This window comes from Calidifontibacillus oryziterrae, from assembly GCF_000331575.1.
GTDB lineage: Bacteria > Bacillota > Bacilli > Bacillales > Bacillaceae_J > Calidifontibacillus_A > Calidifontibacillus_A oryziterrae.
In genome coordinates this window covers 1-12,387 of the sequence record NZ_ANOK01000010.1, presented here as the reverse complement: position 1 = coordinate 12,387, position 12,387 = coordinate 1, and the positions used below count along the sequence as shown (strand labels likewise).

Genomic DNA, 12,387 nt, shown 5'->3' with positions numbered 1-12,387 from the left:
ATTTAGTTAAGAAGGGATACCGAGAAATATAGAAAAGAGGTGTTATTTAATGGAGGCAGATGAAGCTGTAAAAATAATTAATAATCTTGATGAAAAGCCTGGAGGAACATTACGATTTTATGGAGAGTGGTTCGGGAGACCTTATGATAATTACCATAAAATTTTGGAATGTAGTTTCAATGATGGCATATTGATAATCAAATTTGATGCTGGTGAACTAATAAAGATATGGAATCCAAATAAAATAATTTTTAATCATAAAGAATTGACAATTAAAGAATCAATTTGTGTTGAATTTATTAGATATTATTACGGGAAGCCACAGACAAGTGAAAATTTGATAATAGATAGATATTCTAACGGAGAAATATCCAATACATCAATTAAGGTTGGAAAAGTCAATGATAAAATTATAAATCGAAGTTATCCAGCGGTTGAATTATTGTAATATTAAGCCACAAAGGAGATTGTTAAATTAGAGCAGTCGGTTTTTTCACTAAACCAGCTAATAGTTTGTCAATAATTTTCAATTAAAAATTTAAATCAAAGATGATACACTAAAAAAGCGCATGACAAATAACCTTCCGTTATATACCTTCTGGAAGGTTTTGTTTTATTTAGTTGGATATAGTCATGAAGCTATATCTTGGAAAGTTGCTTTGTTTTTTAATAAGGTGAAAATCCAATGTAAGAGCTTATTTACACAAGCGATGACAGCGACCTTAAAAGGCTTTCCTTCTTCGCGTTTCTTATCATAAAACTCCCGCATTCTTTTGTTTCTAGGGAGTATTTCATCTGTGGTTTTCTTCTTTCGACAATCACGAATGGCACAACGAACTGCCATATATAAGGCATGGCGAAGTCTACTTGATCCTCTTTTAGTAATGCGGTTTTGGGTAGCTCTAAATTTACCAGATTCAAATACACTAGGATCAACACCAGCGAAGGCTACAAGCTTTTTAGGATGGTTAAATCGATCTATCTCACCGATTTCAGAAATAATCGTGGCGGCGATTTTTTCTCCAATACCGGGGATGGATTTGATAATATTATATTCTTCGATTTCTTTTGCGAGAGCGTCTATCTCTGACTCTAATCTTGATAGATGCTCTTTGTATTGAAGAATAATGTTAATGTACATACCTAAGCTTAATATATGACTCTGGTAGACTGTCTTTTTAAAAGGATTACGAGCTGCAGCCTTTTAAGTTCTAGAGCTTTTTCATTTGCCCATCTGAATGAGCGACTTTTACATAATTCCTTGATCTTATTCGAGATTGTTTCGTCACTAGCTTTTAATATGTCTTCAGATGACGGAAACTCTTGTAACATTAAAAGTGATACCACAGAATACAGATCGCCAAAAACCCCTCGATATTCAGGAAATACCTGATCAAGTATAGCCTGAAATTGCAGCTTAGTTTGAATCAAAACGCCTGTAATATTTTCGTGTTGACTTGTAAGATTACGAAGGTTTAATAACTGAATTCCTCGCTTTTTAAATGGCTCTAATTCCTTTTTAAATTACAATATTAGTCGGTATCCCCTAAAGGCTTCTTGTAATGTCATAGGTTCGCTTGTTAAACGGGGTCGTTGTCCCAACCAGCCTGAAACATGTTTATACAAGTAGGGGGTGAACAGTTTAGCTAACGGGATCAAGTCCCACGGGGGCGACGTTCTACCCCGACTACCGTTATAATAAGACCATATAGAAAAAGGTCAACCAGAAAAATCTGGCTAACCTTATATTACGAACGGGGGCTTTAATTCAATATCTAAAAATATCAATAAGCCGAAAGTATGTAAGTTTTTATTCATTTCTTGTATATTTTCGGCTTTTACATTTTAAAAATATAATGCCATAAACAGTACTTTTTGATTGCCGAATACAGCTATTATAATTGAATCATTTATTTTCGTTAATTGTAAGCAAGGTCAAAACTTTACCAAAGTCAGGATTATAAATTGATTGTTCATAAACTGTTAAATCTTTATCAATATCATTTAACCAAGAACTTTGAGGTACAATTCCTTCTCTTATTTCTTCTTTCGTACTAGGATTTGAAAAAAAGCTGGAGGCTTTACTTTGTTGGTCTACAAATTCTGATTTTAATGAATATTTTCCTTGAAAGGTTTTAATGATCCTATAATTTTCAGACTGTAAAACAGCGTACTTTCCATTAGAGAGCTTAACCAAATGATTTAACAAAGTAAAAAGAGAAATATGATATTTTTGCTCAGCTAATGATTTCAGATTTTCTAAAGAGGTATCAACCTTAATAAAATCATTCGAAATTTCGTTAAAGGGCATTAGAAGATTAGCTGCAAAATTCTGTGCTTCCATATCCTCAATTTCTTCTGTTAATAAAGTGGAGTGTCCTATCCGGTTGTCATTCTGTTTATCAGCTTCGTTATATTTTCTACTAATATAACTTGATTTAATATGCCAAGGGATTACAAAATGCCCTAATAACGTGGCTAAAGTAAATTTTTTGCGAGACGGATAAATATTTTTTCTATTATCTAAAAGAATGATAGGATGGTTACCTTGGATTAAAATACCCTCTCCTTCGTCAAGTTCCTGTTCAATTACTTTAATCTTGAGTTCTTTGGTTAAAGACTCTAAGTCAATTGGCAAATCACATCCGTATTTGTTCAAGAGTGAATTTGCATAGTCAGATGGATCATCATATTCCATTTTTGTATTAATATTTCTTTCTGTAGCTAGGAATGTTGCAAACTCCAATAAGTTCTCTTTTTTTGAGGTAGGAATTGATTGAATAAGTTTTAATAAAATTTTCTCGAAATAATCGAAATGTTGATCACTGGATGTTGATGAAATTCCATTCATCAAATAATCAGTGGAAACATCCAAGGCTACTGAAAGCTTTCTTAAGGCTTCAAAAGAGGGGCTTCTTACACCTGATTCATATTGACTTATTGCAGGTGGTTGAAGACCTGCTTTTTTAGCCAGATCTGATTGTGTCATCTTTAATTCTTTTCTTCTACTTTTAATTCTGGTTTGAATTAAGTTGTCCATAACTGCCCCTTCTTGTCATATCGTTATAATAATAATAACATAATAGGAAAATAATTGACAATGAAATTAACAAATGTTATTATTAATTTATCGAAGTGTTATTATTAAATGTAAAAAAATGCCTTGCCTGGACCGCAAGGTATTTTTAAAAAACAATGATAGTGTTCCTGTACAACTTAATAACTATTTTACACAAAAGGATTTCATAAATCAACACTTCGATTAGGGACACTGTCATTGAATAATGACAGGAGAGTGAGATTTTTATGGAAAATCAAACAGAGCAAACTGAGGTAATTGATTTGGAGGAATACGCTAAACAAAGAAAAAATCCTCCAAAAGAAGGTGTTGTTTATAGGTTTCGTGTAGGAAAAGTATTTGGTGAGTCAAATATTGCATTGGTAACAGGTAGTGAAATTTTAGAAAAAGTTGGCCTTAACCCAAATCAAAACAAGTTATATCAAAAACTCCACGGTGGATCAAGAGAACCAATTGGTATAAATGAAACTGTGGATTTGTCAAAGCCTGGAATCGAAAGATTCGAAACAATTCCTCTTGATGCGACGGAGGGATAAGAATGAGAAGAGAATTTTCTTTACCAGAAGAAGACATTGAATTTCTTAATTCCAGTGAATGGGAATGGGAAACCATTGTAGATGGTAATAATAGATGGTTATTAATCAATAATTTTCCTGTTCCTAATGGATACAACCAAACTAAAGTGACAGCTGCCATTCAGATATTAAGTGGTTATCCAACAAGCCAATTAGATATGGTTTATTTTTACCCAGCATTACATCGAAAGGATAACATTTCCATAGGACAAGCTAATGTATCTCAAAATATTTGTGGGGTCATATACCAACGATGGTCGAGACATTATCAATGGAAGCCAGGTTTACACAGTCTTACAACTCACATTTTAGTCATTGAAGAGTGGTTACAAAGAGAATTTGACAAAAACCCATTGAGGGTGGGTTGATTTATGAAACAATTTAAATTAAGGATGACGAGTCCCCAACAAGGGGCTCTATTCCATCATTTATATCCAGGTGACGGGAAAGAAGCAGTGGCATTGGCTCTATGTGGGGTTGGGTTTTATCAACATGGAAACAGTGTTGAACGAGTTATTTCAATCCATGAAATTTACCCAGTACCTTTCGAAAAATGTAAGGTTCGTACTCCACATAAAGTGACATGGTCTTGTGAAGATCTACCAGATTTAATCCAAAGAGCAGAGAAAAAATCTTTTGTAATTTTAAAAATTCATAGCCATCCGACTGGTCTTAAAGAGTTTTCAGAATTGGATGATATATCTGATGAACAATTATTTCCTAGAATAGGTGAATGGCTAGATACTGATTTTCCAGGACTAAGTGCAGTTATGCTACCAGATGGTCAAATATTTGCAAGAGCATTTGATTCAAATGGGGACCATTTACCTGTTCAATCTGTAATGGTGGTTGGGTCTGATATTCTATTTTGGGAACACCCTTCATTTATAGATAAAAAGGTTAAAACAGTAGAGAACGATTTGAATCTACGAACTCTACAGGCATTTGGAGAAGGAACAACTAAGATGTTAAGTAAGCTTACTATTGGAGTTGTTGGAGTATCTGGAACAGGAAGCCCAGTTGTAGAACAGCTTTACCGCTTAGGTGTCGGTAAACTTGTTCTAGTTGATGATGATGTGGTTAAAGAACACAATTTGGGAAGAATCTATAATTCAACCCTATCTGATGCTCAACACAGAAAGAAGAAGGTAGATGTTTTAGGAGATGCGATTGAAAAGTCAGGACTACCTACCATTGTTTTGAAATGTCCATTCAGTTTAAATGATAAGAATGTCATACGAAGACTCGCTCAATGTGATGTATTATTCGGCTGTATGGATTCAATAGAAGGAAGGGACCTTTTGAATAAAATTAGCACTTTTTATTCCATTCCTTATTTTGATATTGGAGTACAACTGGATGCAGACGGCAAAGGTGGTATAAATCGGATAAGTGGGATAGTTCATTATTTAAAACCAGGTGGGTCTTCACTATTGTCTCGTGGTGTTTATAGCTCTGAAGAGTTACGAGATGAAGTTTTAAAAAGAACAAATCCTAAACAATATGAACAAAACGTCAAGGAAGGATATATAAAAGGAATTAGGGAAGACCGTCCAGCCGTAATTAGTGTAAACACTTTAATGGCATCATTTTCTGTCAATGAACTACTTTGTAGAATACATGATATTCGCCTTGATTCCAATGAAGATATTGATTGTGTCAGAATGAGCTTAACTAATAACTATTTGGGATATGAAAAGGAAGATTCTGAGAATTGTCCTGTCTTAACAAGGTATACGGGTCGTGGAGATATGGAGCCTTTGTTGAATACAATCTTTTATGAATAGAGGTGGTCACTTGAAATTACTTAAAACAATTTTTCGAAGTCTCTTTTCTTTTTTTAATAAAAATAAATACAGTGTTGTGGTCTATGATGAACTGCCTACGTTCTTAGATAAAAAGGTGCTTTATCTTATCGGTGAAAAGGATGATCCTTGGCTTGCGGCTCTAAAGTGTCCTTGCGGTTGTGATGATGTAATTCAACTCAGTTTGATTAAACACGATACGCCATCTTGGAAAGTTGAAAGAAGTACGCAAGGGACAACACTTAGTCCATCTATTTGGAGAACGAAGGGATGTAAAAGTCATTTCTTTTTTAGAGATAATAGGATAAAGTGGTGTGATTAGAAATACTATATTTATTGTGAAAAAATAAGAGGGCAGCAATGCTCTTTTTATTGATGGATCAGTACCAAAAAAATGTAAAACCAGCATACAACTTATTGTTACACCGTTCCAAAAAAGGAACGGTGTTTTGCGTATTTTATTCGTATCTCAGTAAAAGTCTTTTTTGTCTCTGAACAGAAATTAAACAAGGAAAACAGACCTAGGAAACCAGGTCTGTTTTTTTAGGGAAAATGTCGGTCTGGAGATTGACATTTTTATAATTGGAATTTCCAGTTAGATGACTGTGGTAGTTAATGAACAATATCACTCTATTGCTCATCAATAATATATTTATTTGATTCATTCATTAAATCCCAATAGGGTATAATCTATGGGGAAAATTGCGATTCTAACCGAATTTTCTCTCCAATAACTTCTCAACATCTTTCAAGCTACCTATACCAATTCCATTAATCTTAAGAATATCTTCTTCTGTTAATGTGGCCAAATGATAAAATGTTGTTATCCCGGCACGTTCTAAAGCTGTCTTCGTAGCATTTTTTAGTTCTTTTGATACTCGAATTTCAGAGCCTTCATTAAATACCGTCTGTTTTCTCACCTTAAGTTTCTTTTCCGTGCTCCTTTCATTAATACTTGTAGCAGCACTATTAAGGATATTAGTTAATAGAATGCTGTGTTTTAAATCAATATATGGTGGTAATTTTCGGATTTTTTTCCCTTTACTTATTTGATATGCAATACGTTTTGCGTCACCTGCTTCAAATTTAAGTTCGTATTTCAATAAGTAAGTTTCCACCTCTATAATTGGTATATCAATCCAACTTGGTAATAATTCAGATAACAATTCGATAAAATTAGTTCTTCGCATCAATACCCCTCCTTTTAGAGGATTATATCAATGAAAGAAAAACTGATAAAATCCGTTATAATGCCATTTTCAGCCGAATATAGCCAATATTGATATTCATCGTTTTATATAATTACGATTTTATATATAAATATTCTTTTAGGAATATTTTTTTCTATTAGATAATAATAAGACTGTTTTTTTGAGATACAATTAGTGTTAAAGTTACATACTATTAATAACTAATGTAACAAATTTCCCATTATGTTACATTGGTAAAATATCAATAAATCTAGCAGAAACTCCTTAAGTATAAGGGGATTTTTTATTTCATGACTTCGGAAGGAATTACGATGTAACATGTTGAATTAAAAGTTACATTCAATTTAACGTTTTGAAGCGAAGTTAAGATGATGGAACCGGTAAAAAACTTAGCAAGATTTAAAGAATTAAAAATCGCAAGGAAGGTGTTTTTTTATAATTACTGATAATGCATTCCCAACGAAGATCCATGAGGTGGACTGCAGTTATGTATCAGCTCATAACTTTCAAACAAATGTTATCGATAACAAAGGAAAGAACGGGCATTATTCCTGGGTTTCTCATTGGGATGGTAGAGGCGCAGAAGTAGCAATATGTCAAAAGTGTATGAATTAAGGAGGGGTTATTGTGACAACAAGAGAAGGACAACATAGTGTAGAACCAATCCGTGAGCCCAATCAAATTCGGGCAATGAAGGAGTATTTATTGCATAAGTCGTACCGCGATTACTTCCTATTTAATTTTGGAATTAATTCAGGGCTTCGGATCAGTGACATCTTACCGCTTAGAGTCATGGATGTGAAATATACCGACATACTTCGGATACGTGAAAAGAAGACTAGGAACTTTCGAAAAGTAAAAATGACAGTTGCATTAAAGAATGAGATAGAAAAATATACTCGGAGCTTAGCTGATTCCGATTATTTGTTTGTGTCACGGAAAGGAGAAGGACCATTAACGAGAGTAAGTGCTTGGCGCGTGATTAATGAAGCTGCTGCCGCAGTTGGAGTACCTGGTCCGATCGGGACACATACATTAAGGAAGACGTTTGGATATCATTTTTATCAACGAACGAAAGATGTAGCGATGTTGCAGCAGATTTTTGGTCATTCAGCGCCGTCAATTACATTGCGGTATATAGGGATTAATGATGATATGATGGAACGGGCATTGAAGGATTTTGCGTTATAGAAATCCAGTAAAAATAGGTAGGTGGGCGATTTTCATGGGTAAGTTTATTGGAAGAGATTCAATTCTAGATCAACTAGAGAAATTAGCTCATGTCTCTGGAAATGAGCTAAAAGGGTTAACAGCTGAAATTGAAGTAGGTGATTTACTAACTAAATTTCTTCCAGATGATACATATATAATAACTCATCCTATAATTGGCAAATATGAGCCTGACTTTTTAGTAATTTCTCCAAGATATGGATTTAGACTTATTGAAGTGAAAAATTGGTCTTTTAAATATATAAATTCTCTTCAATCAAATGGCTCAATACAGATATTTGATCGTACAACCAATCCATTATCTCAGGTGAGAAAACAATTAGATGATTTAAAAGGATATCTTCTTTCCAATTATAAGAGTTTAGGAGATCCACACAAATTGATTGGATGTGTTGTTATTCATTACGGGTTTACGAGTGAGAGTATAGAATCCTCTACAAGTACTTGGACAGAAAGTAATATGGATGATTTTTTCAAATATCATCTATTCAGGGACCAACTCACATCTCAATTGGATCAAAGATTATCTCTAGCAACAAAATTCAATACAAAAGGTATATCATTGAATATAATAGAGGAATTTGTTAGGCACGTCAGAATCTCTAAAAATATAATTTCGGAAAATGAATTAGAGTTAGTCGAGCGAACGAATGAGGTAAATAAAGCTGCTAATGAGGTAAAAGAATTAGCTGAACAGACAAAGCAAATGCTTGAGCATCAAAAGCGATTGTATACAGCTAAGCAAGAAATTAAAACAGATTCAAATAAGAAAAATTTTAATCTTTGGCCATTAGTAGGATCAATTGTAGTTATTGTTGGCATTTTATTATTTTACTGGAACAATCAAGTAAAAACACCATTAGATTTGCCTAATACTAATGCTCCGGTTATTGAAAATAGCAATGATACAGTTAGACTATATGGAGAAGTTATTGACTTTAGTTATGATAAGAATAGTGGTACTAAATTTCTAGTTCTATCTGACGGTAAAGACACGATCAACGCTATAATCTTTAAAGATATTAAAGTACCTTTCATTAATAAGGGGGACAGCTTTCTATTCGAAGGTAAACTCCAACAATATAAAGGGGAACTTGAACTAAATATATCAAAAGTTGAAACTTATTAAGAGTTTGATTAGAAGGTATTAGAAGAGAGATATTGTAAATACTTATTTCCAGGCGTAATAATATGAAGAATTTCCGGTATTACTTTATTACTAAAAGAGGTATTTTTATCCTGTTGAATATTTTTGAATCGCTGTGATTAAACATAAATAATGTAAGGTGGAAAAGGCTATGGAATTCTCTGCTAACATATCTGAATTTAATGTGGGCTCTCTGAGTACTGTTATCACTTGGAATATGATAAAATTTAGTCCTGAACAAAAAAAGAGATATAAGATACAGCAGCAAATAGATGACTTTTATTTTACTTGTTATTTGGAAGTTAAAGATTCTATAAAGGAAAATATTATACTTAATAATCAAGATTTTTCTTTATACGATTCGGAACTAAAAATTTCATATAGAAATGGTTATTTTGAGGTAGTATTCAACAAGGATAAAATTGAAAAGGTGAAGAACAAACCTGGGAACAGGTTTTATAATTATAGTTTTAGTAAAGAACTAGACGGTTTTGTATTAATTATACAAATAAGAGTAAAATTTCGAGAATCAGGTAAAGGATTTACAAGTCAGGAATTAAATGTTTTAAAAAAAGAAAGAAGAAAAAAGATTAATAATAGTAAATATATAAAAAATCCATACCCTGTTAAAGTTTTCAGAGGGGGAGCATGTTCACCTAAATAAAAATTTTTTCTCTAAATAAATGTATTGCTGTTTAAAAACTTGATAAGCAAAAACCTATACATAACTTTAGGCAATAATATTATTTTTATCACAATAATTGAGGGTACATGTTTATTGCAAAATAAAAGTACAGAGGTTTGCGGGGAATTTGTGCAGAACATAACTGCATAAAAAATAGGCTTGCCAGCCCCTAAAATATCCCATACTGTATTGATTGAGAGATCATAACAGTGGGGGGACATGAAAGGATGCTAGCAATGCCTAAAGTAGATTATATCAAACATTTAAGAGAAGAAGAAGACTTGTCAATAAATGAAATTGCAAGAAAAACTGGTTGTAATTGGAGGACGGTTAAGAAATACGCTGACGGAGAAAATTTTGAAGAAACCCTCAAGTTCACTAAAAGAGGAATGATGTACGAAGAAGGGTTCGGGCAAATTGTTGACGATTGGCTTGAGGAGGACATGAAACTCAAGAGAAAAGAACGGAGAACCAATAAGAAAATCTTCGAAGATATTAGAGATGATCATGATTTTGGAGGATCCTATAGGACCGTATGCGAGTACATCCAGCACCGAAATCCCCAACTCAAGGCAGCTAAGGTTGAAAGACATGAGCGTTTAGAACACCCTCCGGGTGAAGCACAAGTGGACTTTGGAAACATGACTGTTGTAAAGGACGGAGCCTATAAAGATATCAAAGGCTTAATCCTGAGCTTTCCACACAGTAATGCTGGATTTGGATACCCTCTTCCGGGAGAAAATACCGAGTGTTTCCTAGAAGGGTTGAAGCAGTTGTTTCATCAGGCTGGAGGGGTCCCAACCTATTTACGCATTGATAACCTGGCTGCAGCAGTAATTTCAATTGGCAAAGGAGACAAACGGACCTACACTGACGCATTTCTAAGATTCAAATGCCATTACGGTTTTGAAGTGCAGCCATGCAATCCGGCAAGTGGGCATGAGAAAGGAAATGTGGAAAAAAAGGTAGGTTATACAAGGAATAACCTGTTTACAACAGCACTAATTATGGAGAGTTTTCCACAATTAGCGGACTGGATGAAGGATGAGATGGAAAAGGATCGGCAACGTCTCCACTATGATAAGAATGTGTTAATTGATGAGCTTTGGCAAGAGGATAAAAAGCACTTGAAAGCCTTGCCTTTAACCGATCTTCCGATTTATTCAGTAAAATCCGCAAAGGTTAAAAAATATGGGGAAATTGAAGTTGACGGTGATAAATTTGTTATCCACAAAGCGAGAATGAAACAAGCATTAGTCCTCAAAATGGAATGGGATCGATTCACCTGTTTTACGAGCGATGGGGAAATTGTTTACCAAGAAGACCGCCCATATATGAATACGACAAGAGCGATTCCGTGGAATGATATTTTAATAGATTGGGAGAAGAAGCCACGGTCTGTCAGGTATTCACGGTTCTTTAATTATTTACCGGAAAGGGTTCAAGCGTATCTGACGATACACCCGGGGGAAACCCGATCACGGGTTAAGGGCATAAAAAAATTATTGGAGAAGCATACACTAGATGATATCCACTCGTCTTTGGAAACAGAAGACCGGCTTGAAAGAGAACCACATGAACTGGGGTATATCCTAGAAGCTAAGGAAACTACTTATCCAGAAACATTAACCGAAGTACACACGCCTGAGATTCTGCTTAACTACGAAACAGATTTGCACACTTATGATAAAAGGCTTTGTCCTTCCTTGGAAGGATGTGTTTCCTGATGACCGATTTAAAGGCCATTTGTAAAACACTCCACCTTGCCCATATTATCGAGGAATTTGAGGAAGTACCTTTTGAAAGCAAAGAACAATTTTTGCGTGATGTTCTATCGATTGAAGTCAATTCCAGGCAAACCACCAAAATCGCTAGACTGATAAAAAAGGCTAAATTTAGGGAGCTTAAATGGCTTAGGGATTATGAATGGTCAGATCAGTTGCACTTACCAGCGACCACCTCGAAAGAGGGAATCTGTGACCTTAGCTTTATAAAGGAAAAACAGAATCTACTACTTATGGGGACGCCAGGCACAGGAAAAACGCATTTAGGAACAGCTTTAGGGGTAAAGGCATGTGAACTGGGATTTGAGGTCCGTTTCTTTAGGGTGGCTGATTTGGTGGGACAATTAGAAGAAGCGATGAAAGAAGGCACCTTACAGAGATTAAAACGGCAGATTGAGAAGTGCGATTTGCTTATACTGGATGAATTGGGATACGTCCCTTTTCAAAAGCAAGGGTCGGAATTATTGTTTCACATTATTGCAGACTGTTACGAGCACAAGAGTGTGATTGTAACCTCCAATTTGGAATTTGGCCAGTGGAATCGGGTTTTTGGGGATAACCGTCTGACTTCTGCCCTTGTGGACAGATTGGTGCACCACGCACATGTCATAGCGTTCACAGGGGAAAGCTACCGATTGAAAAATGCCCTTTCCACCGTCAAAATAGATTCTGGGATTTAATGTAAAAATCAAGCTGCAAGCCTATGTAAATTTCGCTGCATTTTTCTGCACTTTTTGCTTGCAAAAAACAGGTACACTTTAATGAAGAAAAATAAATGTAAAAAAATATCCTTTATTTTATAAATGGGGTCCTACCAACAAAATGCGGTTATCTTAACTTTGATGTGAGAACTATTGGAGTATCAATGTTC

At 34.5% G+C, this 12,387-nt stretch carries 12 protein-coding genes and 1 pseudogene; 10 read left to right on the top strand and 3 right to left on the bottom strand.

All coding sequences use genetic code 11. The annotated features are described in order from the left end of the window. The first annotated feature begins 49 nt into the window (after nt 1–49). Entirely contained in the window at nt 50–448 is a 399-nt protein-coding gene (locus D612_RS18690; protein ID WP_017754960.1) for a hypothetical protein, read from the top strand. A gap of 183 nt (nt 449–631) precedes the next feature. On the opposite strand, the pseudogene D612_RS18990 reads toward D612_RS18690, so the two are convergent. Both D612_RS18990 and D612_RS18685 read right to left on the bottom strand, forming a co-directional pair. After that, nucleotides 632–1,524: pseudogene (locus D612_RS18990) on the bottom strand (IS110 family RNA-guided transposase); the annotation flags it as partial. A 382-nt stretch (nt 1,525–1,906) separates the two neighbouring features. Next, nucleotides 1,907–3,040: a helix-turn-helix domain-containing protein gene (locus D612_RS18685; RefSeq protein ID WP_017754959.1), complete on the bottom strand. Its 1,134-nt coding sequence runs from the start codon at nt 3,038–3,040 to the stop codon at nt 1,907–1,909. A gap of 266 nt (nt 3,041–3,306) precedes the next feature. Between D612_RS18685 and D612_RS0108015 the strand changes: the two genes are divergently transcribed. The 4 genes from D612_RS0108015 to D612_RS0108000 are packed head-to-tail and all read left to right on the top strand — an operon-like array spanning nt 3,307 to nt 5,781. Continuing rightward, nucleotides 3,307–3,615 carry a multiubiquitin domain-containing protein gene (locus tag D612_RS0108015; protein ID WP_017754958.1) on the top strand — a complete coding sequence of 103 codons (309 nt, stop codon included), beginning with the start codon at nt 3,307–3,309 and terminating at the stop codon, nt 3,613–3,615. A 2-nt stretch (nt 3,616–3,617) separates the two neighbouring features. After that, nucleotides 3,618–4,022, top strand: coding sequence for an E2/UBC family protein (locus D612_RS0108010; RefSeq protein ID WP_017754957.1), 405 nt, complete (start codon nt 3,618–3,620; stop codon nt 4,020–4,022). Nucleotides 4,023–4,025: 3 nt separating this feature from the next. Next, nucleotides 4,026–5,441 carry a HesA/MoeB/ThiF family protein gene (locus D612_RS0108005; protein ID WP_017754956.1) on the top strand — a complete coding sequence of 472 codons (1,416 nt, stop codon included), beginning with the start codon at nt 4,026–4,028 and terminating at the stop codon, nt 5,439–5,441. A gap of 10 nt (nt 5,442–5,451) precedes the next feature. Continuing rightward, entirely contained in the window at nt 5,452–5,781 is a 330-nt protein-coding gene (locus tag D612_RS0108000; protein WP_154649466.1) for a DUF6527 family protein, read from the top strand. A 388-nt stretch (nt 5,782–6,169) separates the two neighbouring features. Here the strand turns inward: D612_RS0108000 and D612_RS0107995 are convergent, their stop codons facing one another. After that, complete coding sequence (locus D612_RS0107995; RefSeq protein WP_017754954.1) at nt 6,170–6,649, bottom strand: DNA-directed RNA polymerase subunit alpha C-terminal domain-containing protein; 480 nt, start codon at nt 6,647–6,649, stop codon at nt 6,170–6,172. A 648-nt stretch (nt 6,650–7,297) separates the two neighbouring features. Here D612_RS0107995 and D612_RS0107985 point away from each other — a divergent pair. The 5 genes from D612_RS0107985 (at nt 7,298) to istB (ending at nt 12,196) form a co-directional block, all read left to right on the top strand. Next, entirely contained in the window at nt 7,298–7,861 is a 564-nt protein-coding gene (locus D612_RS0107985; RefSeq protein ID WP_017754952.1) for a site-specific integrase, read from the top strand. Nucleotides 7,862–7,895: 34 nt separating this feature from the next. After that, on the top strand, nt 7,896–9,029 hold the full coding sequence (locus D612_RS0107980) for an NERD domain-containing protein (protein ID WP_017754951.1): 1,134 nt from the start codon (nt 7,896–7,898) through the stop codon (nt 9,027–9,029). A gap of 169 nt (nt 9,030–9,198) precedes the next feature. Continuing rightward, nucleotides 9,199–9,711, top strand: a complete 513-nt coding sequence (locus D612_RS0107975) for a hypothetical protein (RefSeq protein WP_017754950.1) — start codon at nt 9,199–9,201, stop codon at nt 9,709–9,711. Nucleotides 9,712–9,959: 248 nt separating this feature from the next. Then, the gene (istA, locus tag D612_RS0107970) at nt 9,960–11,459 is read left to right on the top strand and encodes an IS21 family transposase (protein WP_017754949.1); all 1,500 of its coding nucleotides are present in this window, start codon (nt 9,960–9,962) and stop codon (nt 11,457–11,459) included. Then, nucleotides 11,459–12,196 (top strand): IS21-like element helper ATPase IstB, encoded by a 738-nt coding sequence (gene istB, locus D612_RS0107965; RefSeq protein WP_017754948.1) that lies wholly within the window; start codon nt 11,459–11,461, stop codon nt 12,194–12,196. Before istA ends, istB begins: the two co-directional genes overlap by 1 nt. The last annotated feature ends 191 nt before the right edge of the window (nt 12,197–12,387 follow it).

Bases quoted from the DNA above. Each gene is read 5' to 3' on its own strand.
- D612_RS18685 (WP_017754959.1), bottom strand. From the start codon at position 3,040: ATGGACAACTTAATTCAAACCAGAATTAAAAGTAGAAGAAAAGAATTA.
- istB (WP_017754948.1), top strand. From the start codon at position 11,459: ATGACCGATTTAAAGGCCATTTGTAAAACACTCCACCTTGCCCATATT.
- D612_RS0108015 (WP_017754958.1), top strand. From the start codon at position 3,307: ATGGAAAATCAAACAGAGCAAACTGAGGTAATTGATTTGGAGGAATAC.
- D612_RS0107975 (WP_017754950.1), top strand. From the start codon at position 9,199: ATGGAATTCTCTGCTAACATATCTGAATTTAATGTGGGCTCTCTGAGT.
- D612_RS0108005 (WP_017754956.1), top strand. From the start codon at position 4,026: ATGAAACAATTTAAATTAAGGATGACGAGTCCCCAACAAGGGGCTCTA.
- istA (WP_017754949.1), top strand. From the start codon at position 9,960: ATGCTAGCAATGCCTAAAGTAGATTATATCAAACATTTAAGAGAAGAA.
- D612_RS0107995 (WP_017754954.1), bottom strand. From the start codon at position 6,649: ATGCGAAGAACTAATTTTATCGAATTGTTATCTGAATTATTACCAAGT.
- D612_RS18690 (WP_017754960.1), top strand. From the start codon at position 50: ATGGAGGCAGATGAAGCTGTAAAAATAATTAATAATCTTGATGAAAAG.
- D612_RS0108010 (WP_017754957.1), top strand. From the start codon at position 3,618: ATGAGAAGAGAATTTTCTTTACCAGAAGAAGACATTGAATTTCTTAAT.
- D612_RS0107980 (WP_017754951.1), top strand. From the start codon at position 7,896: ATGGGTAAGTTTATTGGAAGAGATTCAATTCTAGATCAACTAGAGAAA.